Here is a 25,905-nt window from a genome sequence, read left to right as displayed (position 1 = left end):
GGGCGGGTGTTGTCACGGTCAGGGGGGCGCGATGGTCTTCGCACTGCTGTCGCTGCTGTTTTCGGGCGCGATCTTCGGTTTCTTCTATGCCTGGGTGTCATCCACCATGTGGGGGCTGGACGCGGTCGATCCTCGGGTCGCCATTGCCGCCATGCAGGCGATGAATGCCTCGGTCAGGAATGCGGTCTTCGCCCCCGCCTTCTTCGGTACGCCGCTGGTGCTCTTGGTCACGGCGCTGGCTAACCGCAGGGCCTCGGGCGCGGCGGCGCTGGCCTTTGCGGCGGCGGCAGTGGTTTATACCCTCGGCGGGCTGATCCTGACGCTCGCCGTCAATGTGCCGATGAACGAGGCCTTGGCGCAGGTTATAATCCCCGAGGACCGGGCCGAAGCCGCCGCGATCTGGGCCGGCTATTCGCCGCGCTGGCAGCTCTGGAACCAGATCCGCACCGTGGCCTCGGGTCTCGCGCTGTTGCTGGCCGGCTGGGGCACCTGGCGGCTGGGGCGGGATGGTGGGCGCTGAGGCTCACCAGCACTCGGTCCTGGCGATCCAGCCCTTGTCGTCGACATAGACGTTCAGCCGGTCGGGGTTGTAATCCTCGGTCACTGCCATGCCGGGCGAGATGATCCGGTGCGACAGACCGGCGGGCAGGGTGACAGCGCCGATATTCTGGCCAATCAGTGATTGATAGCTGTCATCACAGTCGAGCGGCCCGGCGGGCGCGGCGGGATCACAGGCGGCCAGCGCCAGAGGGCCAAGGCCGATCAGGAGAAGGCGGGTCATGAGGCCTCCGGTCAGGGTGGATGCGCGGGCAGTCTGCCAGACCGGCCCGCGATCCCGAAATCACCGCTGCGTGGGGTCAGCCACAGGCGACCTTCACCAGTTTGCCGGTCCGGTCATATTCGAAGTTGATCCGGCCCGAGGCGTGATCCATCGTGATCGGATCGCCGGTCCGGTAATGGCGGATGACGGTGCCGGCGGGCAGGCTGATCTGCGGCGATTGCTGGCCCACATATTGCTGGTAGGTGGTCGCGCCGCAGGTATCGCCGGGGGCGTCGGCCTCGGTCGCCGGGGTCTCCTCGATGATCGGGACGATCACCTGGGTCGGCGGCGGGGCGCAGGCGGCCAATGCAAGCGGCAGGACGGCAAGGCCAAGGGGCTTGAGGATGTTCATGCTTCTCTCCCTGAAATCTTGTGCAGTCGGAACGCGAAAATGCCCGGCATTGTTCCCGGCCCTGCGACGTTCCGGCCCTTGATCCGGGCGCGTGCATTGGCGATAAGACGGCAAGACCGCTCTGGAAGGAACCAGCCCATGCGCGCCCGCATCTACCAGCCTGCCCGCAACGCCATGCAGTCGGGCCTTGCCCGGACCCAGGGCTGGGTGCTGGAATTCCCGCCCGCCGACGCGCGCGAGATCGACCCGCTGATGGGCTGGACCAGCAGCGACGACACCCAAAGCCAGGTCCGCCTGCGCTTCGAGACGCGTAAGCAGGCCGAGGAATATGCCCGCGCCAACAAGATCGAGGTGACGGTCGTCGATCCGCACAGCCGCGCCGCCAATGTCCGTCCGCGCGGTTATGGCGAGAATTTCGCCACCGACCGCCGTTCGCCATGGACGCATTGACGATCACGCGCGACAGCCCGCTGGCGGCTGATCTCGCGCTGCTGTTCGAACGCCACACCATCGAGATGGTGCATGGCGACACGCCGCCCGAATCGATCCACATGATGCCGCGCGCCGATCTGGACCGGCCCGAGATCGCCTTCTACGTGCTGCGCGACGCCACTGGTCCGTTGGCCATGGGGGCGGTGAAAACCATCGCGCCGGGCCATGGCGAGGTGAAATCCATGCATGTCCTGCGCGAGGCGCGGGGCCGGGGCCTGTCGCGCCGGCTTCTGGACCACATGCTGACGGCAGCCCGCGCGGACGGTCTCGCCCGCCTGTCGCTCGAGACCGGATCGCAGGACAGTTTCGCCTCGGCCCGTGGCCTCTATGCCCGTGCCGGCTTTGCCGAATGCCCGCCCTTCGGCAGCTATCGCCCTGACCCCAACAGCGTCTTCATGACGCGGGAATTGTGAGTTAAACCATGTATCTACGCTTTGTCGCCGGGCTTCTGGCCCTTGCCACGCCCGCCTGCGCCATGACCCCGCAGGGCCAGACGCCGGAACAGGTGCCGGTCACCTATCGCTGCGCCGGTGACGTGACCGTGCCGGTGATCTTCGTCAATCCGCCCGACTCCGATACCGGCTACGCGACGACCGTCATCGAGGGCAAGCTGATGGTCCTGCCGCTGGTCATCTCGGCTTCGGGGGCGCGCTATCGCAGCGACATGCCGGCACCGGGCTATCAGATCTGGACCAAGGGCGACGACGCCATGATCACCAAAGGGCCCGAGGATGCGGATGCGCCCGTGGCCGGGGATTGCACCGCCGCCAAGTGAGGCAGCGCTTGCACCCGGACGCCTGATCACGCAGAAAGCCGCCACGCGGTCCCGTAGCTCAACTGGATAGAGCGGCCGACTTCTAATCGGCAGGTTGAGGGTTCGAGCCCTTCCGGGATCGCCAATCGGGTTGCTGCGGAATAATCTCTCTTGCGATCACCCTGACCGCAGGAGAGTTCCGAGATGGCCCTGAAATTCAAACCCAAGACCTATGGCCCGGTTCACGTCCATTTCGACGGCGAGGGCGGCGTGAGTTTTGCCGAGGGCGAGACGGGCGAGCGCCATGCCCATCCGCCGCATTCGACGCCGGTGGTCACGCTGCTCGCCTCGCTCGGGCATTGCCTTCTCGAATCCCTGCGCATCGTCGCCCGCGGCAAGGGGCTGACGCCCGGGGCCTTCACCATCACCGTGATCGGGGAACGCGCCCTCGATCTGCCGGGCAGGCTGGGCAGCATCCGCTATGCCGTCGAGGGTTGGCCGATGGACCAGCCGGGTGGGGGGGATCTCGTCGCCGATGCCAAGGCGATCTGCACGATCAGCAACAGCCTGGGTCCGGTGACGATCTCGGCCGGGCTTGCCGCGATGTAGACAGCCGTGAGGCTGCGCATCCAGACGCGAACAGGTCGTCGGGAACGCCGTCCGGCCCATCCCCAGCGGAGCGGCGGTCATTCCGCCGGATCGCTTCTCCCGTTGCGCGGGGGACAGGGCAAATAGCCCGCCTTCAAGATGCATCCGACCCCATTGATCCGGTTTCCGCGATCGGACCTTGGTCTGATCCGCGTCGGCCTTTCGGGCAAGCGGACCTTGGACCTGCGGCCGAGCCAACACCGGACCTTGTCAGGTTCCCGGCGGACCCTCCCGCGCCCAGACTGAACCCAATCAGAACGCAACGCTAACCCTGCCCATGCGCACCCCCCGGGTCCGGGCGGCCGATGATTGGAGTGTTTGACCATGGTGACGCTGACGAAACATGACCTCGGGTTCATCCTTGACCAGATCCTGCTGGCCGAGGCCCATGCGGCGGGTGCCGACCTGACCGACCTGGTGGACAGCCCGCTTCTGCCGCATGGCCTCAGGACCGTCGATGGCAGCTTCAACAACATTGTTCCGGGCCGCGAAAACTGGGGCGCGTCGCATGAAAGCTTCACCCAGCTGACCGACCAGACCTGGCGCAACGAGGCCGATGATTCCATGACCTTCGGCGCGGGTCCCATGACCGTGGTGCTGAACAACAACGACTATACCCCAGGCGCGCCGACCAGCCCGGGCTTTCAGCCCGGCACCGTCGTTGATGCCGATCCCCGGACCATCTCGAACCTGATCGTCGACCAGACGCTGGAAAATCCCGCCGCCATCGCCGCGGCGCTGCGCCATGCCGGGATGGCGGAGGCGGATATTCCTGCCGCCGTCGACGAGATCTCGATGTCGCACACGCTGGTCAAGGGCACGGCCCCGGGTACCCCGGCGCGCGCCATCGCGCAGGCGCAGCTGGACGGCTTGCTCGAGGAACGCGGGGTCGAGATGGACGGGCCGACGGTGATGCTGCCCAATGTCTCGCCGGACGAGGGGCTTTCGGCCTCGTACAATGCCTGGTTCACCCTGTTCGGGCAGTTCTTCGACCACGGGCTGGACCTGGTGAAGAAGGGCGGCAATGGCACGGTCTACATCCCGCTGCAGCCCGATGACCCGCTGTATAACCCGGCCTCGCCGCATACGAATTTCATGGCGGTGACCCGCGCCACCCTGGGCGACGAGGCGACCAATGTGACGACGCCCTGGGTTGACCAGAACCAGACCTACACCTCGCATCCCTCGCACCAGGTGTTCTTGCGCGAGTACGAGGTCGGGGCGGATGGCCCGGTCTCGACCGGCAAGCTGCTGGAAGGCGCGCGCGGCATGGCCACCTGGGGCGATGTGAAGGAGCAGGCCCGCGAGATGCTTGGGATCGAGCTGACCGATCTCGACGTCGGCAATGTGCCGGTGCTGCTGACCGATCCCTATGGCGAGTTCATCCGCGGCGCGAACGGGTTGCCGCAGATCCTGGCCGCCGTCGATGTCGATGGTCTGCCGATCTATGTCGAGGGCAACCTGGCCGAGCCGGTCAACCCTTCGGCCATCGAACTGCCCGCCGGCACCGTGCTGATGGGCGGGCATGTGATCGCCGAGGGCGAGACGGTTTCGGCCGCGCGCACCGGCAACGCCTTCCTTGACGACATCGCCCATGTCGCCGCCCCGGTGGCGGTCGGCGGCGTGCTGCAGGAAGACGCCGACACCGAGGTCGGCTATTCCGGCGGCTTCGACGCGCGCGGCAACAACACCTCCTATGACGACGAGTTGCTGGATGCGCATTACATCACCGGCGACGGGCGCGGGAACGAGAATATCGGCCTGACCGCCGTGCATTCGGTCTTCCATGCCGAGCACAACAGGCTGGTCGATCATGCGAAGCAGGTGATCCTCGATTCGGGCGATGCCGAATTCATCGCCCAGTGGCAGGACGAGACCGGCGCATGGGATGGCGAGCGGCTGTTCCAAGCCGCGCGTTTCACCACCGAGATGGAATACCAGCACCTGGTCTTCGAGGAGTTTGCCCGCAAGATCCAGCCCGATGTCGATGTCTTCATGGTGCAGCCGGATGTCAATCTCGACCCGGCGATCTTTGCCGAGTTCGCCCATGTCGTCTATCGCTTCGGCCATTCCATGCTGAACGAGACGGTCGACCAGACCTATGCCGATGGCAGCACCAACAACCTGACCCTGTTCGACGCCTTCCTGAACCCGCTGGCCTTCGGCTCGGACACGATCAGCCATCACGACGCGGCGGGCGCCATCGTGCGCGGCATGACCGGCCAGACCGGCAACGAGATCGACGAGTTTGTCACCAACGTGCTGCGCAACCAGCTGGTGGGCATTCCGCTGGACCTTGCCGCGACCAATATCGCGCGCGGTCGTGACACCGGCATGCCGACGCTGAACGAGGCGCGGCAGCAGTTCAAGGAGATGGCCAACGGCGACACCCAGCTGAACCCCTATACCAGCTGGATCGACTATGCGCTGAACATGAAGAACCCCGAATCCATCGTCAACTTCATCGCCGCCTATGGCAACCATGCGCTGATCGAGGCCGAGGAGACCGTCGCCGGCAAGCGCGCCGCCGCCATGGCCATCGTCTTCGGCACCGACCAGATCGTCTATGAAGCCGGCGGCAGCCGCACCATCGCGGCACCGGCCGACCGGATGGATTTACTGAACGCGCGGGGCGACTATACCGACCGCAAGGGCGGGCTCGACGATGTCGACCTGTGGATCGGCGGGCTGGCCGAGAAGAAGATGGCCTTCGGCGGGATGCTGGGCTCGACCTTCTCCTTCGTCTTCGAACTGCAGATGGAAAACCTGCAACATGCCGACCGCTTCTATTACCTGTCGCGGGCGCAGGGGCTGAACCTGCTGACCGAGCTCGAGAACAATTCGCTGGCCTCGATGGTCATGCGCAATACCGATCTGGGCGAGACCGGCTTTGCCCTGCCGGGCGACATCTTCTCGAACCCCGATCACGTCCTCTATGTCGATGCGGCCAAGCAGGCGAGCTTTGGCCATGTCGATCCGGTTCATGACAACCCGCTGCTGGAAGCCATCTCGAACATGGTCGAGCGGGATGCGAACTTCATCAAGTATAACGGCCTCGATCACACCGTCATCGCCGGGACCGAGGGCAATGACACGATCATCGCCGGTGGCGGCGACGATGCAGTGCGCGGTTTCGGCGGCGATGATGACATCGAGGCCGGCTATGGTGTCGACAAGGTCCATGGCAATGACGGCGACGACGTGATCACCAATGCCGGCACCGACATCGGCGAGACCGACATGCTGCATGGCGATGCCGGCAATGATGTGATCCAGGGCGGTTCCGGGCTTGCGCTGATCTTCGGCGGTTCGGGCTCGGACGTGCTGATGACCGGGCCGGACGGGTCCGAGATCCGCGCCGGGGTCGGCAATGACTTCCTGATGGGTGGCAACGGTTCGGACATGCTGTTCGGCAACGAGGGTGATGACTGGGCCGAGGGCAAGGAGCTGTTCGAATATATCGCCGGCGACAATGGCGACATCTTCTTCAACTCGACCATCATCGGCCATGACGTGCTGAACGGCGGCAGTGGCGATACCGATTACGACGCCGATTCCGGCGATGACATCATGGTCGCGGGCGAGGGCATCCAGAAGAATATCGGCATGTGGGGCCATGACTGGGTGATCCACAAGGGACAGGCGGTCGCCGCCGATGCCGACCTGAACTTCCCCGCCTTCGCCACCCTGCCGCTCGAGGTGCTGCGCGACCGCTTCAGCCAGGTCGAGGGGCTGTCGGGCTGGGTGCATGACGACGTGCTGCGCGGCGATGACCGCACCGCACCCGATCCGGCTGAAGAAGGCGGCGGGCCGATTGCCGACCCGACGCCCGAGGGAAACTTCCTTCACAACGAGCTGGATCAGGCCGGGATCGACCGCATTGCCGGGTTGGCCCAGATCATCACGCCCGAGCTGATGGTGACCGGCGAATACCTGGCCGACGGCTCGGGCGACACGCGCGAGATCTTCAACGGCGGCAATATCCTGCTGGGCGGCGGCGGCAGCGACCTGATCGAGGGGCGCGGCGGCAATGACGTGATCGACGGCGACGCCTGGCTGAACGTGCGGATCAGCATCCGCGATGGCAGCGGCACCGAGATCGCGACGGCCGAGGGCCTGTCTTCTGTCGTCACCGATCTGGCCGGGACCGTGCTGCATGACGGCCGCACGCTGGAGAACCTGATGCTGTCGCGGGTCTATAATCCCGGGCAGTTGTCGATCACCCGCGAGATCCTCTGGGATGACAGCGGCAGCGACACCGCCAGCTATTGGGACGTGTTCGAGAATTACAGCCTGACCCTGAACGGCGATGGCAGCATCGCTGTCGAGCACCTGGACGAGACGGTCGGGGTCATCGATCCGCTGACCAACCAGAACCGGCAGCTGGACGGGACCGACCGGCTGTACAATATCGAGCAGATCCAGTTCGGCGACCAGTTGATCGACGTGGCGGCCTATTTCAACCAGCCGCCGGTCGGATCGCCGGTGATCAGCGATGCCTCGCCCACGCAGGGGCAGGCGCTGACGGTCGATCTTTCGGGCATCAGCGACGGCAATGGCATCGCCCCCGGCTCGATGCAGCTGCAATGGCAAAGCATGATCGGGGGCGTCTGGACCGATATTGCGGGCGCCACGGCGGAAAGCTTCACCCCCGACCTCGGCCAGATCAACACCCCGCTGAGGGTCTCGGTCAGCTATGTCGATGGTGCCGGTAATGCCGAGGCGGTGATGTCCGCCGAGACCGGCCCGGTCGGGGCGCATTATGTCGGCAACGGAACCCCCAACAGCTTCGGGGGCACCATTGGCGCCGACATCATCGATGGTCTCGGCGGCAATGACACGCTGTCGGGCCAGGCCGGGGATGACCTGATCCTCGGCGGCGGCGGGGCCGACGACCTGCAGGGCGGTGACGGCAATGACACGCTCGACGGCAGCGCCGGGCCCGATGTCATGGATGGCGGTGCCGGCGACGATATGCTCGACGGTGGCATCGGCGCCGACCTTCTGCAGGGCGGCGAGGGCAATGACACGCTGAACGGCGGGGTCAGCGCCGACACCGTCGAGGCCGGGGCAGGTGATGACCTGATCACCTGGAGCGCCACCGATGGCCGCGATGTGGTCAGGGGCGGCGATGGCACCGACACGGTGCAGCTGACCGGCGATGCCACGGCCGAGACCTATCACATCTGGACCCGCGCCGAATGGATCGGCTTCAGCACCGGCAACAGCAACCAGCAGGTGAATCTCGACCCGGAGGCCGAGATCATCATCACCCGCAACGGCACCAATTTCGGCGCCATCGCGGTGCAGCTGAGCGCCATCGAGGAGATCGTCATCAGCGGCATGGGCGGTGGCGACACCTTCGTTCCGCATGGCGACTTCACCGGCACCAGCCTCAGCTACAGCACCATCACGCTGGAAGGTGGCGAGGGCGATGACACGGTCGATATCTCGGACCTGCAATCGGCGCATCGCGTCCTCTTCCGCTCGAACGGCGGCAATGACACGATCATCGGCACCCTGCGCCCGCAGGACGTGATCGAGATGCCCGCCGGCGCGGAAGGTGCGGGCGTCAGCCTGGCCGAGAATGCCGATGGCACCACCACCATGTCGCAGGGCGCCGGCACGGTGACCTATACCGCGGCGGCCGCAGAGGAGGACGGGGACGACCACGACAGCGACACCCCCGATGACGAAGCCGAGGAGGACGATGATACCCCTGCCGATCTGACCCTGACCGGAACGGATGGCGATGATGTCCGTATCGGTGGCGACGGGGCCGACATCGTTCACGGCGGCGCGGGCAATGACATGCTGTCCGGGAATGCCGGGCGCGACATCATCCTGGCTGGCGAGGGCAATGACGATGTCTTCGGCGGCGCGGATGCCGACATGCTCTATGGCGACGGCGGCGATGACCGGGTCTTCGGCGGCGACGGCAGCGACATGATCACCGGCGGCAAGGGCAGCGACACCGTTCTGGCAGGGTCCGGCGACGACCTGATCATTGCCTCGGCCCATGACGGAGATGATGTCTATTACGGCGAGGACGGCACCGACACGCTGGATATGGCCGCGATCAGCGCCAATATCACCGCCAATCTCGGCAGCGGGTTTGCCGGGCGCGGCAGCGTCAACAGCGCCGGTTCCGGGCAGGATGTCCTGTGGAACGTCGAGAACATCGTCACCGGCTCGGGCGACGACAAGATCACCGCCAGCGAGGCGGTGAACGTGATGGATGGCGGTGCCGGCAAGGACATCTTCCGCTTCACCTCGGTCGAGGCGGCGGACGGGGATGTCATCCTGGGCTTCGAGCCGGGCGACCGGATCGATCTCAGCGGCATCGACGCCAAGGCGGGCATGGCCGGAGACCAGAGCTTTACCCTGGTCAACGGGGCCCTGACCGGTAGCGGCCAGGTGATGATCGCTCACGAGGAGGGAGAGGAGGGCGCTGTCACGATTGTCACCGGCGGCACCTCCGGCGGCGAGGACGCGGAATTCAGCATCACGCTGAAGGGAACCCACGCCCTCACCCAGAGCGACTTCAACCTCTAGTGCCGCTGCCCGGCCGGCCCTGTGGAACAGGGCTGGCCGGGCACCCTCTGCGTTATGCCCCCCCATGATGGAAGAGTGTTATGGCCAGAAAGAGCTCCGCCCGGTCCAGATCGCCGAAAGCCGCCACCAGCTTGATCCGCGGCTATCGCTGGCTGCTGGTTTTCCTCTTCGGCATCTCGGGCATCATCAACGTGCTGGCGCTGACCGGCGCCTTCTACATGCTGCAGATCTATGACCGCGCCCTCGGCAGCGGCAGCGTGCCGACCCTGCTGGCGATCTCGGTCCTGGCCATCGGGCTGTATTTCTCGCAGGGCCTCTTTGACATCATCCGCTCGCAGATCCTCGTGCGCGTCGGCGCGCGGCTGGATCGCAAGCTGGCGCCGCTGGCGCACCAGGTCACCATCGACATGCCGCGCTTTGGCTTCTCGACCTCCGAGGCGCTGGAGCGCGGGCGCGATGTCGATACGGTGCGCGGCTTCTTGGGCGGGCAGGGGCCGGTGGCGCTGTTCGATCTGCCCTGGGTGCCGCTGTTCATTGCCTTCGTCTACGTCCTGCATCCTTGGCTGGGGATGCTGGCGCTTGGCGGGGCGGTGGTGCTGTCGCTGTTGACCATCGTGACCGAGCTTCTGATGCGGGGCCTGAACGAGGCGTCGCAGCGCGCGGCCACCGCGCGCCACCAGATCGCCGATTCCAACGCCCGCAATGCCGAGATCCTCAAGGCGATGGGCTTCGGCGGCCGCGCGGTCAAACGCTTTGCCCGCGCCAATGACGAGCATCTGGGCCTGCAGACCCGCGCCAATGATGTCGGCGGCACTTTCGGGGCGATCTCGCGGGTGCTACGGATGATCCTGCAATCCGCCGTGCTGGGCCTTGGCGCCTTCCTGACCATCAAGGGCGATCTGTCGGCGGGCGCGATCATCGCCGCCTCGGTCGCCTCGGCCCGGGCGCTGGCACCCATCGACATGGCGATCGCCAACTGGAAGGGCGTCGTGGCCGCCCGCGCGGCGATGCGTCGGCTGAAGGACACGGTCACAGCCCTTGCCGACCGGCCCGAGCCGATGCTGCTGCCCGCGCCCACCCAGTCCCTGACCGTCGAGTGCATCACCGTGGCCGCGCCGGATACGGGCCGGGTGCTTCTGAGCGATGTCAGCCTGCAACTGGAGGCCGGGCAGGCGCTGGGGATCATCGGGCCAAGCGGTGGCGGCAAGACCACGCTCGCCCGCGCGCTGACCGGCATCTGGCCGGTGCTGCGCGGCAGCGTGCGGCTGGACGGCGCCGAGATGGCGCAATGGGATGACGAAACACTGGGGGGATATGTTGGCTACCTGCCGCAGGATGTCGCCCTGCTCGAAGGGGACATCCAGGAGAACATCGCACGTCTGGAAGAGAATCCCGACCCGCGCCGCATCGTCGATGCGGCCAAGGCGGCCGGGGTGCATCAGATGATCGTCCGCCTGCCCGAAGGCTATCACTCGGCCTTGGGGCCGATGGGTCTGGCGCTGTCGGGGGGACAGCGCCAGCGCATCGGTCTGGCACGCGCGCTCTATGGCGATCCCTTCGTTGTGGTGCTGGACGAGCCGAATTCCAACCTCGATGGCGAGGGCGAGGCGGCGCTGACTGCCGCCATCCGCTCGGTCCGGGCGCGGGGCGGCATCGCCATCGTCATCGCCCACCGCCCCAGCGCGCTGGCGGCGGTCGACCTGGTGGCGGTGATCCAGAACGGCCGGATGACGGCCTTCGGCGCTAAGGAAGAGATCATCGGCAAATCGCAGGCGAAGGGAACCGCGGCGCGCTCCCCGCAGGACGCGCTGACGGCGGCAAAGGTGACGGGATGAGCATTTCGGTCAAGGGAACCCGGTCGAAAGCGGACGAGCCCCAGGGTGCGGCGAAATTCGCGGCGGATGCAGCTGCCGCCAGCCCGACCCGCGCCCCCTATGTCTTCGGCATGGTGCTGGTCAGCGTCGGCCTCTACCTCAAGTCGATCTTTCCGGGCTGGGCCGAGAAGGCCGTGCGCCCTGATGCAAACCCCAAATCTACGGATGCCCTGCCGGAGGCTGCATCGGTTGCGGCGGCAGCCAGGATGCCCGAGGACGGCCGGACCCCTGTTCCGGTCGCGGGTGATCCGGCCGTTCCTCCCATCGCATCGACCGGCCCGGTCGCGCCGGACGCGCCGGTGCTGTCATCCAGGCCCCAGAAATCGGTCATCGTCGAAAGCGAGGGCAGGGCCGCGCCGGCGATCCGCGGCGGGGCCGAGGCCGCAGCCGGCAAACCGGCGAATGACAATGCGGCCTTGCCCCCGGGCAATGCCGCCGACCGGAACCCCGGCAGCGCGCCGCCTGAACGGCCCGTGCCGGTCCTGCCCGGGGACAAGGCCGAGGATCCCGAAGCCACCGCTGAAGGATCCGAGACCACGCCCGAACAGGAAGATCACGACACCCCGAACCGCGCCCCGCGCGTCTCGGGCCCGGTTCATCTCGCCGATGTCGGCTCTTGCGCGGTGCTGGCCATCGCCATGGCGGACCTCTTGCGCAACGCGCATGACCCGGATGGCGACGCGCTGCAGATCATGGGCCTGACCGCCTCGTCCGGAACGCTGGTCAGGACCGCCGAGGGCTGGCAGTTCGAGCCTGAACCGGGATTCGCGGGCGAGGTGACGCTGACCTACCAGATCAGCGACGGTCAGGCCGAGATCACCCAGACCGCCACCTTCGACAGCCTCGGACGGCGGCTGATCGAGGGCACGGATCGCGACGACATGCTGCTGGGCGGCAGCTGCGGCGAGGATTTCGACACGCGGGGCGGCGATGACAATATCGATACGGGCAATGGCGCGAACGTGGTTCTCGCCGGTGGCGGCGACGATCATGTCATCGCCGGGTCGGGCAATGACACGATCCTGGGCGGCGATGGCGATGATGTCATCCTCGCCGGTGGCGGCAATGATCATGTCTGGGGCGGATCGGGGCATGACCGCATCCATGGCGAGGCCGGGGATGACATCCTGATCGGCGGGGCCGGGGACGATCAACTGGACGGCGGGGCGGGGCGCGACCATCTGGACGGCGGCGCCGGCAACGATCGCCTTTCCGGGGGCGCAGGCGACGACCTGCTGCTGGGCGGGGCCGGTCAGGACCTGTTGCAGGGTGGCGCGGGCAAGGACCGGCTGGCGGGCGGGCAGGGGGCCGATACCATCGAGGCCGGGGCGGGCGATGATCACGTGATCGGCGATCCCGACGCGGCTGCCGACCGGATGGAGGGCGGCGAGGGCAGTGATGTTCTCGATTACAGCCAGGCAAGCGACGCCCTGCTGATCGATGCCACCGAGGGCACCGCCGGCAGCGCCGAGATCGGCGATGATCGCATCGCGGGCTTCGAAACCATTCTCGGCGGCGCGGGTGACGACCAGATCCGGGGCAGCGCCGATGGCGAGCGTCTGGACGGGGCAGGGGGCGAGGATACGCTGCTGGGCGAGGCGGGGGCAGACCTTCTTCTCGGCGGTGACGGGGATGACCGGCTGGCGGGCGGCGCGGGGGCCGATACCATCGAGGCCGGGGCGGGCGATGATCATGTCATCGCCGATGCCGATGGCGCCGCCGACCTGCTCGAGGGTGGCGCGGGCGATGACCTGCTGGATTACAGCGCGGCGACCGAAGCCCTCGCCATCGACATCGATGCCGGAACCATCACCAGCGAGGAAACCGGCCCCGACAGCTTTGCAGGGTTCGAGACCATCGCGGGCGGCGGCGGCGATGACCATTTCCTCGCCGGCAACGCGCCCGTGTCGATGTTCGGCGGCGGCGGCGACAACCTGTTCGAATTCCGCGCGCCGGAGGCGCTGCCGCCCGTCGTCAGCCTGACGCCGGGCATCATCGTCTTCGAGATCCAGGATTTCGACGTGGGCGACCGGCTGCGCATGTCCAAATATGACCTCTTCGAAGAGATCATGGACGAACAGGAGGACGCCTTCGAACGGATCTATGGCGAGGAATTCGACGATGACGACATCCGCCTGTCCTTCCACCACGAACGCGATGACGAACTGGACCTGGACCGGACCATCATCCGGGCGGACTTCAACCGCGACAATGAATTCGACACAACCATCATCCTCGAGGGCCGGCATGTGCTGACCCTGGTCGAGATCGCGTGAGGACAAGATGACGCAAAAACCCAGCAATCAGCCTGCGGCGCCGGTCAACACCGGCGAGAAGCGCTTTCCCCTCGGCCTCAGGGTCGGTGCCGGCTTCGTGCTGGCCTTCCTGCTGATCGGCGGCGTCGGGGGGTGGGCCGCCACCGCGCAGCTCAACGGCGCAGTGATCGCGCAGGGCGAGGTGGCAGTGGATCAGAACCTGAAATTCGTCCAGCACCGCGACGGCGGCATCATCAGCGCCATCGAGATCCGCGAAGGCGACCGGGTGGAGGCCGGGCAGGTGCTGTTCCGCCTCGACGACGCGCAGACCCGCGCCGAGCTGTCGATCCTGCAATCGCAACTTCTGGAACTGGCAGGCCGCGAAGCCCGCCTGACCGCCGAGCGCGACGGATTGGCCGAGATCGCCTTTCCGTCCGAACTGAGCGGCGAGACAGTCCAGATCGCCCGGATCGTGCAGGGCGAAACCCGCATGTTCGAGGGCAACAGCCTCAGCCGCAACTCGCGCAAGCAGCAGCTGGACCTGGGCATCAGCCAGATCGAGGAGGAAATCGCCGGGCTCGAGACCCAGCTGCGGGGCAAGACCGACGAGATCGCGCTGGTCGATGTCGAACATGCGCGGATCGCCGAACTGACCGAGGCCAAGCTGATCGACCGCACCCGCATCTTCGCCATGAGCCGCGAACGCGCGCGGCTGCTGGGCGAGCATGGCGAGATCTCCTCGGCCATGGCCCGCGCCCGCGTGCGGATCGGCGAGTTGCGGCTGCAGATCCTCGCCGTCGATGACGAGGCAAGGACCGAGGCGCAGCGCGAGATCGGGCAGGCGACCGCGCGCATCTCGGAACTGCGCGACCGCCGCGAGGCGACCGAGGCCAAGCTGACGCGGACCGACCTGCGCGCGCCGATTGCGGGCATCATCAACGAGCTGAAGGTGCACACCATCGGCGGCGTCATCACCCCGGCCGAGGTGCTGGCCAGCATCGTGCCGGATGACGCGCGGCTGAAGATCGGCATCAAGTTTCCCCCGAACAGCATCGACCAGATCGCCGTGGGCCAGCCGGTCCGCATCCGTTTCCCGGCCTTCAACCAGCGCACCACGCCCGAAGTCACCGGCGTCATGACCTATGTCGCCGCCGCCGCCACCCGGGCAAGCGCCTCGGCCGAAAGCCACTATGCCGGCGATGCCGAGATCGGCACCGAGGAGATGGAGAAGCTGGCCGGTCTGCAACTGATCCCGGGAATGCCGGCCGAGATCTTCGTCTCGACCGAGGCGCGGACGCCGCTGTCCTATCTCACCAAGCCGCTGACCGACCAGTTCAACCGCGCGATGCGCGAACGCTAAGTGCAAGTTGCACAGAATGCAGATCCTGTGCCACCATCTGCCGAGATTGATCGAAATTCATGATCCCTGATGACACAGCCGGCAAACCCGTCGCGGCCCTTCGCCCTTGGTGTCGAAGCCGTCCTGATGATCTCGGTCATCATCTGCGCCTCGATGCTGGTTCTGGGCGCGACGCTGAACGCCTATATCCGCGATGTCGAGATCAAGGCCGTCTCGGCCTCGCACGCGGTGTTCATGAGCCTGCTGATGGAGCCGCTGCTGACCGATCTGCCGCAGAACGGCCCCTTGCCAGATGCGGTCAAGGCGCGGCTTGACGAGGTGCTGGCCGCCTATATCACCGCCAAGGAGATCGGCACCGCGCTGATCTGGTGGCCCGACGGAACCATTGCCTACAGCACCGATCCCCGGCTGGTCGGGTTGCAGACCAATTCCGAGCATCTGGCCGAGGCGCTGGCGGGCGGCACCGTCGCCATCCTCGAACATGAGCCGGCGGTGCATGGCCTGATCCCCGAGCGGCGCGCGGATGAGACCGTCCTTGAACTTTATGTGCCGCTGAAGGTGCAGGGCGTCCCGGGAATCGCCGCCGTCGGCGAATTCTACCAGGACCCGACCCGCCTCTTGGCGCAAATGCGGGTTGTCTCGGTGCGGATCTGGGCCGGCATCGGCCTGACCACCTTCCTGATGATGGGCCTCTTGCTGCTGCTGGCCGGCCGTGCCCGGCGCATCGTCCAGATGCAGCAGGCCGAGCTGAACCGGCGGCTGATCGATTCCCAGGACCTCGCCCGGCAGAACGACCGGCTGCGGCGGATCGCCGAGCAGGCCAAGCTGGACGCGGTCGAGGTGAACGAGGACCTGCTGAACCGCATCGGCGCCGACCTGCACGACGGCCCGCTGCAGCTTCTGGGTCTGGCGATCCTGCACAGCGACGAGGTCGCATCGGAACCCGGCCCCGGAACCCGCATGTCCGCCGTCTCGCTGACCAGCCAGGCCATCCGCGAACTGCGCCATCTGGCCGACGGGCTGAGCGTGCCGGAGCTGGCGGGCCTCTCGGTCCCCGAGGTGCTGCGCCTCGCGGTGGCGCGGCACGAGCGGCAGACGGGCAGCTCGGTCCTGATCGATCTTGGCGCGCTGCCCGAGGACCTGCCCGAGCCGGTGAAGATCAGCCTCTACCGGGTGGTGCAGGAGGGGCTGACCAATGCCTTTCGCCATGCCGGCGGCGAGGGGCAGGAGGTCCGTGGCCGGTTGCAGGACGACGCGGTCGAGATCACGGTCAGCGACCACGGCCCGGGCATCGCTGCAAGTGCTGCGACCGGCCCGATGACCGGGCTGGGCCTTGCCGGAATCGCGCGCCGGGTGCAGACGCTTGGCGGAAAGCTGGAGGTCGCTTCGCATGGCGGCAGGGGCACGCGGGTGACGGTGCGGCTGCCGGTCTGACGCCGGTTATTGCAGATAGGCGGAGACCGCCGGTTCCTTCTCGAGGGCCTCGATTTCCAGTTTCTGCGCGGCCAGCACAACTTCGGTCCGGTTGCGGACCTGCAGTTTCTGGATCAGGATCGACATGTAATGTTTTACGGTTTTCTCGCTGATCGATAGCCGCTCGCCGATTTCGCGATTGGTCTTTCCCCGCAAGAGCAGACGGATAATCTGATGCTCGCGCACATTCAGCTTGATCGATTGCAGGGCACGCTTGCGCAGGGCCGCATTCTGCAGGGCTGAAATGACCTTCGCGGCAAAGGCTTGGGTGACATAGGTTTCATCGCGCAAGACCGCGCGGATCGCGTTGGTCAGTTCGGATTTCGTGCTGCCCTTCACCACGTAGCCATGGGCGCCTGCCTCGAGCACCTGCACCGCGTGTTCAACCGCCATCGAGGCCGTGAACATGAGGATTTTCACATCGGGCGAGTCCATCCTGATCTCGCGGATCGCCGACAGCACGCTGCCCGGCATATCCAGATCCATCAGAATGACATCCGAATTCTTTTCCTTTGATATACTGATCGCATCACCGGCATTGGTGCCGCGATTGAGAATGATGAACTCATCGGATTCCGAGAATATGTTAATCAACCCTTCAAGAAATATCGGGTGATCATCGACGATTGCCAATCTGCACTTGTCCACAATGAAGTCCATGAATGTCTGCCGGGGGATTACATTAAGGCTAGCATGCAGATTGTGCAGCTGGACAGTTCGGGCAGGGGGCGTGGATCGAAACCTGACGAAAAGGACATGTTCCGCTGAAAAATAGTGATCGAACGTCCAAGCCGGTCGCCTCTGCGATGGATCTGGTCCAGCGGGTGAGCTGTGGGATCCGGCTGAACGCCCGCAGCGCGGTCTGACCCGCAGGGCAGGCGCGAAGGGGTCTGCGCGCTGAAGGCCGACTAGGAAATGCTGTCCACCCTCAACGGAGAAGGGTGCGATGACAGGGCGATGCCGGCGGCGCTAAGGATATCCCCGCGCAAGGATGCCTGTGCCGGCTTGTCTGGCCGCGGTCCGGGTGCATAGTAAGCCGAGCTTCGTCCCTGTTCAGATGGATTGCCAGCACCGCCATGCCCCACATCCGCACCGGCCTGCTTCTCGCCGCCGGCGCCTCGCGCCGCTTCGGCCCCGAGGACAAGCTGCTGGCCCTCGTCGCGGGGCAGCCGCTTCTGTCCCATGCAGCGGCAGCCATGCGCGCGGCGGTGCTTGACCGCCGCATCGCCGTGGTCAGTTCCGCCGGGACCGCCGCGCTTCTGGACGGGTTCGAGGTCATCCGCATCGCGCAGGGCGAACAATCCGACAGCCTGCGCGCCGGGCTGGCCGCCGCCGGCGCACCCGACTGCCTGCTGATCGCGCTTGGCGACATGCCGCTGGTCACGGCGGCGCTGCTGGATCGGATCGTCGCCGCCTGCACCGACGACCAGCCCTCGGCCAGCCGCGAGGCGGATGGCCCGCCCATGCCGCCCGCCTGCTTTCCCGCAAGCTGGCTGCCGCGCCTTGCTGAACTCAGCGGCGATCAGGGGGCAGGGCGACTGTTGCGTGACCTGCCCGCAAGCCAGATGGTCGAGGCATCCGGGCAACTGCCGGATATCGACACGCCCGAGGCGCTGCGCCGGCTCTTCCGATGAGCCGCTTTCATCTTGGCCAAAATATCCCGGGTCGTCATCGAGCCGCCATCGGTTCAAGGCCGATGACGACGGGCAGCGCCCCGGTCCGCTGGCCGCCCCTAACCCAGCACCTCCGCCACTGCCTTGGTCGTGACCCCGACGATCTGATCCGCCTCGTCGCGCGTCAGGCACAGAGGCGGGGCGAAGCCCAGGATGTCGCCCTGCGGCATGGCCCGCGCGATGACCCCGCGCCGCAGCATGGCGGCGACGACCTTGGCCCCGATCCCCTGCGCCGGGTCAAAGAACTGCCGTCCCTCGCGGTCGGCCACCAGCTCCACCGCACACAGCATTCCCTCGCCGCGCACCTCGCCGACATTCGGATGATCGCCCAAGGCCGCGCGCATGGTGCGGTTCAGATAGGACCCGGTCTCGCCCGCATTCTGCACCAGCCCCAACTTGTCGATCAGCTCCAGGTTGGCGATCCCCGCCGCCGCGCCGATGGGATGAGCGGAATAGGTCCAGCCATGGCCCAGCACGCCGTTTTCATCCGTGCCGCGTGCCAGCACCTCCCACATGCGGTTCCCGACGATCGTGGCCGACAGTGGCGCATAGGCCGAGGTCAGGCCCTTTGCGCAGGTGATGAGGTCGGGTTTCATGCCATAGTGATCGCTGCCGAACATCGACCCCAGCCGGCCGAAGCCCGTCACCACCTCGTCGGCGATCAGCAGGATATCGTGGCGGTCGAGCACCTTCTGGATCGCCGGCCAGTAGCCCACCGGCGGCGGCACGATACCGCCCGTGCCCAGAACCGGCTCGCCGATGAAGGCGGCGATGGTGTCCGCGCCCTCGGCGGCGATCAGCGCCTCCAGCCGTTCCACGCAATGGGCGACGAAATCCGCCTCGCTCATCGACTGATCGGGGCGGCGGAAGTAGTAAGGCGCCTCGGTATGGATCACCTGCGCCAAGGGCAGGTCAAATTTCTTGTGGAACAGTTCCAGCCCGGTCAGCGAGCCGGTCATCAGCCCCGAACCGTGATAGCCCCGCCAGCGCGAGATGATCTTCTTCTTTTCGGGCCGGCCGAGGATATTGTTGTAATACCAGATCAGCTTGATGTTGGTCTCGTTGGCATCCGAGCCGCCAAGCCCGAAATAGACCCGCGCCATGCCCTCGGGCGCGCGGTCCATGACCATCTTCGCGAGCGTGATGTTCGCCTCGGACCCGTGGCCGGCATAGGCGTGGTAATAGGCCAGTTCATGCGCCTGCTTGGCGATCGCATCGGCGATCTCGGTCCGACCATAGCCCACGTTCACGCAGTAGAGCCCGGCAAAGCCATCCAGCAACCGGTTGCCGTCGCGGTCGGTGATGAAGACGCCCTCGCCGCCCTTGATGATCCGCTGCGGCGCCTCGCCCCGGGCGAATTGCCCCAGCGCGGTCGAGGGGTGGAAGAAGCTCTCGCGGTCCCATTTCGCCAGTTCGTCATTCGTCAGCATCTCGGTTTCCTTTCAGGGTCATCTTTTGCGGGACAGAGGGCCGGCGGGTGACCGCGGGTGGCCGCTGCGAGGGCGGGGCGAAGCGCCTTTATGGTGCCAGTGCATCGAACGGCTGTTCGGCGCGGGACGGCACCAGGGCGGCCGCCCATGGGGGCGGTCGGCCGCCGGCCCGGCGGGGCTACGCCCCTTGCTCCGGGCCGTGGTCTGCGGGTCAACCCCAGTCGCGGCAGACATATTTGATCTCGGTGAAGGCTTCCAAACCCTGTCGCGCGCCTTCGCGGCCCAGCCCCGATTGCTTCATCCCGCCAAAGGGGATCGGCGCGCCCGTGACCTTGGTGCGGTTAACCGCGACCATGCCGTAGTGCAGCGCCCGGGTCAGTCGATAGATCCGGCGCGGGTCGAGGCTGTGGAGATAGGCAATCAAGCCGTAGTCACTGGCATTGGCACGGGCGATCACCTCGGGCTCGTCCTCGAAGGGGGTCAGCGCGGCGACCGGGCCAAAGGTCTCCTCGCGCATGATCGCCGCCGCGTCGGGCACATCGGCCATCACGGTCGGGCGGAAGAAGAGCGGACCAAGCGTTTCGTCGACACCGCCGCCGGTCAGCAGCCGCGCGCCATGGGAACGCGCATCCTCGACATGGGCGATCTGCTTGGCGATCTGGCGGTCATGGATCAGCGGGCCGAGATCGGGGTCATCCAGACCGTGCCCGAGGGTCAGTGTCTCGACCGCTGCGGTGAAGCGGGCGCAGAATTCGTCATAGATCGGGCGGTGGATATAGAAGCGGTTGGCGCCCAGACAATCCTGCCCCGAGGTGGCGAATTTCGCCTTCACCGCCTCGGCGACCGCGCGGTCCAGATCGGCGCCCTTGAAGACGATGAAGGGGGCGTGACCGCCCAGTTCCAGCACCAGCCGCTTCACCGTCTCCGCCGACTGGCGATAGAGCAGCCGCCCCACCTCGGTCGAGCCGGTGAAGGACAGGGCGCGGACGCGGGCATCCGCCGTCCATTCGCCGACGATGGTCGCGGCATCGCCGATCACCGTATTCACCACGCCAACGGGAAAACCCGCACGCCGCGCCAGTTCCGCCAGCGCCAGCGCCGAGAGCGGCGTTTCGGCCGAGGGGTGGATGACCACGGTGCAGCCCGCGCCAAGCGCCGCCGCCGCCTTGCGGGTGATCATGGCGCAGGGGAAATTCCACGGCGTGATCAGCGCGGCGACGCCCACCGGCTCGCGCCACAACTCCATCTCTGCGTCGGGCAGGTGGCTGGTGACGCCCTCGATATTCGGGCGCAGCGCCTCTTCGGCATAAAACTGCACGAAGCTGGCGGCATAGTCGATTTCGCCCCGCGCCTCGCCGATGGGCTTGCCCTGTTCGGCCACCATGATCCGCGCCAGATCCTCCTTCGCCTGAAGGATCAGCCGGTGCCAGCGATGCAGGATTTCGGCCCGGTGCTGGGGCAGCAGCTCCGACCAGCCGGTGAAGGCGACCTCGGCTGCATCGACCGCAGCCCGCGCGCCCGCCGCATCGCTGATGGCGACCTGCGCCACCAGGTCGCCCGTTGCGGGGTCGCGCACGGCCAGCCGGCCATGGCCCGCAAAATCGCCGGTCAGGTTCAGCAGATCCGGATCGGCCAGTTGGTCGGCCAGTTTCGCCTTGGGTTCGTCCAGCATCGCATCCCTCCCTGTTGCGGGAAGGATGCGGGTGGACGGGCAGGGAATTTCGCTGATTGTCGGGGGGCGTGGAGAGGATTTCTCTTTTTTAGCCACGGCGGGCCGGAGGAAAACCCGGGTCAGGTCGCTGAATCGGCCGGACTACTCAGTGCAGTGCTCCCTGTGCCGAGATCTCTAGAACGACAGCCCCAGAATGAGCCCAATCATCGTGCTGACCGCGAAAAGCAAAAGCAGAACCCATGTGGAACTCATGGCAGACGGATTCCGCATCGCTGCGATCTGGCGGAGATTTTTCAGCGCGATCTCATGCCTCAGGCGATCCATTTCCAGCCAGTCCTTGTCCCGCTGACGTTCCCACGCGACCTGTTCCATCCGAACTTGCTCGTGCTCGCTTGGATCACCATCGAGGGGGCGCCGACAGCCCGGACAGGTAGGTGCGGTTCCCGAAGTCATCATTTTTGCCATCCCTCCTTCTCGGTCGAGAGCAAGTCTGTGATTATTATGGGATTGGTCTCGGTTCGGACCAAGCATTTTGTTGTTCCACCCAGGGCAGACCCTGCCCGGGAACCAGGGCGAAGCCCGCCCGGACCAGCACCGGCCCGTACCCTGGGCTGGCGCTTTGGTGCCGCTGGTCCCGAGTTCCGGCAGGCGAGGGGCTTGGCACCATAAACCGCCTCGGCGAACCGTTCCGATGCGACCCCACGGGCCGGCGCTGGCCCTTCGCCGCGCTACCCGCCCAGCAACCCCAGCGCCGGCGGCAGATCCTTCACCGGCTTCGTCACGATATAGCTGAAATAGCGCCTGACCCCTGCGCGGCTTTCCAGCAAGCCGTCCATCAGGTTCTGAAATGCCGCCACGTCGCGCGCCACCACCTGCATCAGGTAGTCATGGCCGCCCCCAAGCGCCCAGCAGCCCGTCACCTGGTCCATCCGGGCCACCACGCGCTCGAAGGTCTGGAAGCTCTCGGCCTTGTGGCTGTCCAGCTCGACCGTGACGAAGACCTGCACATGCGGCCCGATCAGGGCCAGATCGATCTCGGCGCGATAGCCGCGGATCAGCCCGGCCTGTTCCAGCCGCTTCATCCGTTCCCAGCAGGGCGTGGGCGACAGGTTCACCCGCGCCGCCAGCTCGGTCTTGGCGATGCGGCCCTCGCGCGAGAGGAGGGCGAGGATGGCGATGTCACGATCGTCAAGGCGGGTCTGGGTCATCCGGCCATCTGCGGGTGCTGGCTTCGCTTTGTCAATTCTGGACAAGGACCTGCGCCGGGGCGACACTCGGCCCATGTCGCATTGGCCCCTGACCCGTTCTGACATCACCCGCCCGGCCTATCGCAGTCTGGCGCAGGGCATTGCCGCGGCCATCGATGCCGGGAACCTGCGTCCCGGCGACCGGCTGCCGCCGCATCGTGATCTGGCCTGGAAGCTGGGGGTTTCGGTCCAGACCGTCAGCCGCGCCTATGAGGAACTGATCCGGGCCGACCTGATCTCGGGGCAGGTGGGGCGGGGCAGTTTCGTGAAATCGGGCCCGCGCGAGGTGGTCGAGGTGCCGTGGTATCGCGCGCCCGAGGGCCGCCAGCCGATTGATCTCTCGATGATGACCCCGGTCAGCCTGCCGCTGATCGCCGAGGCCTGGCGCGACAGCCTGCACCGGCTGGCCGACCGGCTGCCCGACCCGGCCATGCTGTCCTTTCGTCCGCGCCAGACGATGACCCGCTATGCCGGGATGGCGGCGGGCTGGCTGGCGCGCTGCGGCATGGTGGTGCCGTCGCAGCGCATCCTGATCACCAATGGCACAACGCCCGCGATGTTCGTGGCGCTGATGACGGCGGTGAAGCCGGGCGAGATCATTGCCACCGAAAGCTCGACCTGCCACACGCTGAAGCCGGCGGCGCAATATCTGCACGCCCAGTTGCGCGGCATCGAGGGCGACGAGCGCGGGATGCTGCCCGAGGCGCTGCTGGCGGCGGCGCGGGCTTCGGCCGGGCGGATGACGGCGGTATTCCTTCTGCCCTCGGGCGCCGGTCCCTTCGCCCGGATCATCGACCGCGAGCGTCGCGAGGCGCTGGCCGAGGCTGCGGCGCTTGCGGGTCTGACGATCCTCGAGAACGACGCCACCGGCCCGGTCTCGCCGCGCCGTCCGCCGCCCGTGTCCAGTTTCGCGCCCGAGCGCAGCTTCTATTTCACCGGCCTGTCGAAAAGCCTGTCACCCGGCCTGCGCCTTGGGTTTCTCGTCATGCCCGAGCGGCAGGCGCGGCAGGCGCTGAACCGGCATCTGTCGATTTCATGGATGACCACACCCTTGATGGCCGAGATCGCCAAGGACTGGATCGAGAGCGGCATCGCCGACCGGCTTCTGGCGGCGCAGCGGGCGGAACTGTCGGCGCGGAACCGGCTGGCGCAGCGGCTTCTGGCAGGCGCAGGGCAGGGCTTTCCGCATGGGCTGCACCGCTGGCTGCCCTTGCCCGAGGACAGCGATGAACGCGCGCTGCTGGCCGATGCGCTGGAACAGGACGTGGCGCTGGCCCCCGGCGCGGGCTTTGCCGTCACCGACACCACCCCGGCGCTGCGTGTCTCGCTTGGCGGGGCGAGCCTGCCCGATCTGGAACAGGGGCTGACCACGCTGGCACGGCTGCTGCCGGCGGGCTGAAACCGCATTTCCGGTGGGCCTCGCATCCCTGAAAATTGTCATGATTTAATATAAAAATTGACTTGTAATTTTCCGGGCGCATGTTCTGGGGCCAGCCAGATCGGGCGAAAACCGGCCCGAATCCTGCAAACCAGAGGCGCGCAGCGACTGCGATTGCGCCGCCCAGAACAGGAGGAAAAACCATGCATTACAAGGCTTTTGCCACTGCCAGTCTGACCGCGCTGATCCTCGGCGCAGGCGCGGCCGCTGCCGATACCTGGCGCTATGCCTTCGAGGAGGCGATGGAAGAGGTTCAGGGCAAATATGCCCAGAAGTTCAAGGAAGAGGTCGAGGCCAATTCCGATCACAAGGTGCAATTGTTCCCCTTCGGCACGCTGGGGGAAAGCGCCGACATCATGGAACAGGCGCAATCGGGCATCCTGCAATTCGTCGACCAGTCGCCCGGTTTCACCGGCGCGCTGATCCCCGAGGCGCAGGTCTTCTTCGTTCCCTACCTGCTGCCTGCCGACCAGGACCAGCTGGTGAGCTTCTTCCGCAATTCCAAGGCCATCCACGAGCTGTTCCCGCCGCTCTATGCCGATCAGGGGCTGGAACTGCTGACCATGTTCCCCGAGGGCGAGGTGATGATGACCACGACCAAGGCGGTGGCCAGCCCGGCGGATCTGAACGAGGTGAAGTTCCGGGTGATGACCAACCCGCTGCTGGTCGAAAGCTACAAGGCCTTCGGCGCCACGCCGACGCCGCTGCCTTGGGGCGAGGTCTATGGCGCGCTGCAGACCGGCATCATCCAGGGGCAGGAAAACCCGGCCTTCTTCATCGAATCGACCAAGATGTACGAGGTGACGGATTACATCACCCGCGCCGGGCACAACAATTTCACCACCGCCGTCATGGCCAACAAGGAATTCTTCGACGGCCTCAGCGATGAGGAAAAGACCGTCATCCGGAACGCCACCGCCGCCGCCTTCGACTATATCATCGAATACCAGACCGGGCTGACCGAGGAATCGGTCGAGAAGATCCAGGCGGCCAAGCCCGAGATGACCGTCACCACGCTGACCGAAGACCAGCGCGCGCCCTTCAAGGCCACGGCCGAGGCGGTCGAGGCCAAGTTCCTCGAGATCGGTGGCGCGCAGGCGCAGGCCATTCTGGACCAGATGAAGGCCGATCTGGCCGCCGCTGCTGGCGGCTGATCCCTGTCAGCGGGTCCGGCCTTCGGGCCGGGCCTGACCCGTCCTCTGACACACCACCACTCACGAGGCGCGACCCGATGACCCTGCACGACAAGCCCGCCGCCATCCCCGAGATGATCTCGGCCAGTGATGACGATATCGACGATTCCCGATATGTCTCGGGCCTGCCCGGGCCACTGGGGGTGATCGATGTGGTGATCGCACGGATCGAGGCGGTGCTGCTGGCGCTTGGCGTGCTGCTGATGGCCCTGAATACCATGGCCAATGTCGTCGGCCGCTATCTTCTCGGCGAAAGCATTTTCTTTTCCGAGGAACTCAATCAGGCGCTGATCATTCTGATCACCTTTGCCGGCATTTCCTATGCCGCGCGCCATGGTCGGCATATCCGCATGTCGGCCTTTTTCGACGCCGCGCCCTTCGCGCTGCGCAAGACCATGATGGTCGCGATCGCGGCAATTACCGCCGCGATGATGTTCCTGCTCAGCTGGTATTCCTTCGACTACCTGATGGCGCAGATGAGCCGGGGCCGGCTCTTGCCCGCGCTGCAGATCCCGCAATGGTGGATCATCGTCTGGGTGCCGCTGGGGTTCCTGCTGACCGGTCTGCAATACGCGCTGACCGCCATCAAGAACCTGATCGACCGCGATGTCTGGCTGTCGACCTCGGTCATCGAGGGCTATGACGACAGCCGCGAGGAGGAGGTCTGAG

At 66.3% G+C, this 25,905-nt stretch carries 21 protein-coding genes and 1 tRNA gene; 15 read left to right on the top strand and 7 right to left on the bottom strand.

The genetic code is table 11. The annotated features are described in order from the left end of the window. Positions 1-31: 31 nt before the first annotated feature. Complete coding sequence (locus tag Q1A36_RS00810) at positions 32-520, top strand: anthrone oxygenase family protein (RefSeq protein ID WP_299838350.1); 489 nt, start codon at positions 32-34, stop codon at positions 518-520. Positions 521-523: 3 nt separating this feature from the next. Here the strand turns inward: Q1A36_RS00810 and Q1A36_RS00805 are convergent, their stop codons facing one another. Together Q1A36_RS00805 and Q1A36_RS00800 are read right to left on the bottom strand one after the other, a co-directional pair. Then, on the bottom strand, positions 524-781 hold the full coding sequence (locus Q1A36_RS00805) for an I78 family peptidase inhibitor (RefSeq protein WP_299838347.1): 258 nt from the start codon (positions 779-781) through the stop codon (positions 524-526). A 76-nt stretch (positions 782-857) separates the two neighbouring features. Next, positions 858-1,172, bottom strand: a complete 315-nt coding sequence (locus tag Q1A36_RS00800; RefSeq protein ID WP_299838344.1) for an I78 family peptidase inhibitor — start codon at positions 1,170-1,172, stop codon at positions 858-860. 138 nt (positions 1,173-1,310) lie between these two features. Between Q1A36_RS00800 and Q1A36_RS00795 the strand changes: the two genes are divergently transcribed. The 10 genes from Q1A36_RS00795 (at position 1,311) to Q1A36_RS00750 (ending at position 16,544) form a co-directional block, all read left to right on the top strand. After that, a complete protein-coding gene (locus tag Q1A36_RS00795) occupies positions 1,311-1,622 on the top strand; it encodes an ETC complex I subunit (RefSeq protein ID WP_299838342.1) in 312 nt (103 codons plus the stop codon). Next, positions 1,610-2,077 (top strand): GNAT family N-acetyltransferase, encoded by a 468-nt coding sequence (locus Q1A36_RS00790; protein WP_299838339.1) that lies wholly within the window; start codon positions 1,610-1,612, stop codon positions 2,075-2,077. Before Q1A36_RS00795 ends, Q1A36_RS00790 begins: the two co-directional genes overlap by 13 nt. 8 nt (positions 2,078-2,085) lie before the next feature. Beyond that, positions 2,086-2,439, top strand: coding sequence for an MliC family protein (locus Q1A36_RS00785; RefSeq protein WP_299838337.1), 354 nt, complete (start codon positions 2,086-2,088; stop codon positions 2,437-2,439). A gap of 47 nt (positions 2,440-2,486) precedes the next feature. Beyond that, positions 2,487-2,563 (top strand) — tRNA-Arg (locus Q1A36_RS00780). 59 nt (positions 2,564-2,622) lie between these two features. Then, on the top strand, positions 2,623-3,027 hold the full coding sequence (locus tag Q1A36_RS00775; protein WP_299838335.1) for an OsmC family protein: 405 nt from the start codon (positions 2,623-2,625) through the stop codon (positions 3,025-3,027). A gap of 348 nt (positions 3,028-3,375) precedes the next feature. Then, on the top strand, positions 3,376-9,621 hold the full coding sequence (locus tag Q1A36_RS00770) for a peroxidase family protein (protein ID WP_299838334.1): 6,246 nt from the start codon (positions 3,376-3,378) through the stop codon (positions 9,619-9,621). 80 nt (positions 9,622-9,701) lie between these two features. Then, the gene (locus tag Q1A36_RS00765; RefSeq protein WP_299838331.1) at positions 9,702-11,456 is read left to right on the top strand and encodes a type I secretion system permease/ATPase; all 1,755 of its coding nucleotides are present in this window, start codon (positions 9,702-9,704) and stop codon (positions 11,454-11,456) included. After that, complete coding sequence (locus Q1A36_RS00760; RefSeq protein ID WP_299838328.1) at positions 11,453-13,771, top strand: cadherin-like domain-containing protein; 2,319 nt, start codon at positions 11,453-11,455, stop codon at positions 13,769-13,771. The genes Q1A36_RS00765 and Q1A36_RS00760 overlap by 4 nt, the downstream gene beginning before the upstream one ends. Positions 13,772-13,778: 7 nt before the next feature. Then, complete coding sequence (locus Q1A36_RS00755; RefSeq protein ID WP_299838325.1) at positions 13,779-15,110, top strand: HlyD family type I secretion periplasmic adaptor subunit; 1,332 nt, start codon at positions 13,779-13,781, stop codon at positions 15,108-15,110. 69 nt (positions 15,111-15,179) lie between these two features. Continuing rightward, positions 15,180-16,544 (top strand): sensor histidine kinase, encoded by a 1,365-nt coding sequence (locus Q1A36_RS00750; RefSeq protein ID WP_299838322.1) that lies wholly within the window; start codon positions 15,180-15,182, stop codon positions 16,542-16,544. A 6-nt stretch (positions 16,545-16,550) separates the two neighbouring features. On the opposite strand, the gene Q1A36_RS00745 is transcribed toward Q1A36_RS00750, so the two are convergent. Continuing rightward, complete coding sequence (locus Q1A36_RS00745) at positions 16,551-17,243, bottom strand: response regulator transcription factor (RefSeq protein ID WP_299838319.1); 693 nt, start codon at positions 17,241-17,243, stop codon at positions 16,551-16,553. Positions 17,244-17,659: 416 nt separating this feature from the next. On the opposite strand from Q1A36_RS00745, the gene Q1A36_RS00740 reads away from it, so the two are divergent. Further along, positions 17,660-18,217 (top strand): NTP transferase domain-containing protein, encoded by a 558-nt coding sequence (locus Q1A36_RS00740; protein ID WP_299838316.1) that lies wholly within the window; start codon positions 17,660-17,662, stop codon positions 18,215-18,217. A 98-nt stretch (positions 18,218-18,315) separates the two neighbouring features. On the opposite strand, the gene Q1A36_RS00735 is transcribed toward Q1A36_RS00740, so the two are convergent. From Q1A36_RS00735 to Q1A36_RS00720, 4 genes are all read right to left on the bottom strand, one after another. Beyond that, on the bottom strand, positions 18,316-19,686 hold the full coding sequence (locus Q1A36_RS00735; protein WP_299838313.1) for an aspartate aminotransferase family protein: 1,371 nt from the start codon (positions 19,684-19,686) through the stop codon (positions 18,316-18,318). A gap of 211 nt (positions 19,687-19,897) precedes the next feature. After that, positions 19,898-21,358, bottom strand: coding sequence for an NAD-dependent succinate-semialdehyde dehydrogenase (locus tag Q1A36_RS00730; RefSeq protein ID WP_299838311.1), 1,461 nt, complete (start codon positions 21,356-21,358; stop codon positions 19,898-19,900). Between the two features lie 174 nt (positions 21,359-21,532). Further along, complete coding sequence (locus tag Q1A36_RS00725; RefSeq protein WP_299838309.1) at positions 21,533-21,730, bottom strand: hypothetical protein; 198 nt, start codon at positions 21,728-21,730, stop codon at positions 21,533-21,535. Between the two features lie 356 nt (positions 21,731-22,086). After that, positions 22,087-22,566 carry an Lrp/AsnC family transcriptional regulator gene (locus Q1A36_RS00720; protein ID WP_299838306.1) on the bottom strand — a complete coding sequence of 160 codons (480 nt, stop codon included), beginning with the start codon at positions 22,564-22,566 and terminating at the stop codon, positions 22,087-22,089. Between the two features lie 73 nt (positions 22,567-22,639). On the opposite strand from Q1A36_RS00720, the gene Q1A36_RS00715 reads away from it, so the two are divergent. The 3 genes from Q1A36_RS00715 to Q1A36_RS00705 all read left to right on the top strand — a co-directional run bounded on the left by Q1A36_RS00715 (position 22,640) and on the right by Q1A36_RS00705 (position 25,904). Next, positions 22,640-24,004 carry a PLP-dependent aminotransferase family protein gene (locus tag Q1A36_RS00715; protein ID WP_299838303.1) on the top strand — a complete coding sequence of 455 codons (1,365 nt, stop codon included), beginning with the start codon at positions 22,640-22,642 and terminating at the stop codon, positions 24,002-24,004. A 182-nt stretch (positions 24,005-24,186) separates the two neighbouring features. Next, positions 24,187-25,197, top strand: coding sequence for a TRAP transporter substrate-binding protein DctP (gene dctP / locus Q1A36_RS00710; protein ID WP_299838300.1), 1,011 nt, complete (start codon positions 24,187-24,189; stop codon positions 25,195-25,197). Positions 25,198-25,310: 113 nt separating this feature from the next. Further along, positions 25,311-25,904: a TRAP transporter small permease gene (locus tag Q1A36_RS00705; RefSeq protein ID WP_299839298.1), complete on the top strand. Its 594-nt coding sequence runs from the start codon at positions 25,311-25,313 to the stop codon at positions 25,902-25,904. Position 25,905: the final 1 nt, after the last annotated feature.

Origin of the sequence: uncultured Paracoccus sp. (assembly GCF_947487305.1) — a bacterium.
Lineage (GTDB): Bacteria > Pseudomonadota > Alphaproteobacteria > Rhodobacterales > Rhodobacteraceae > Paracoccus.
This window is presented reverse-complemented; position numbering and strand designations above follow the sequence as displayed.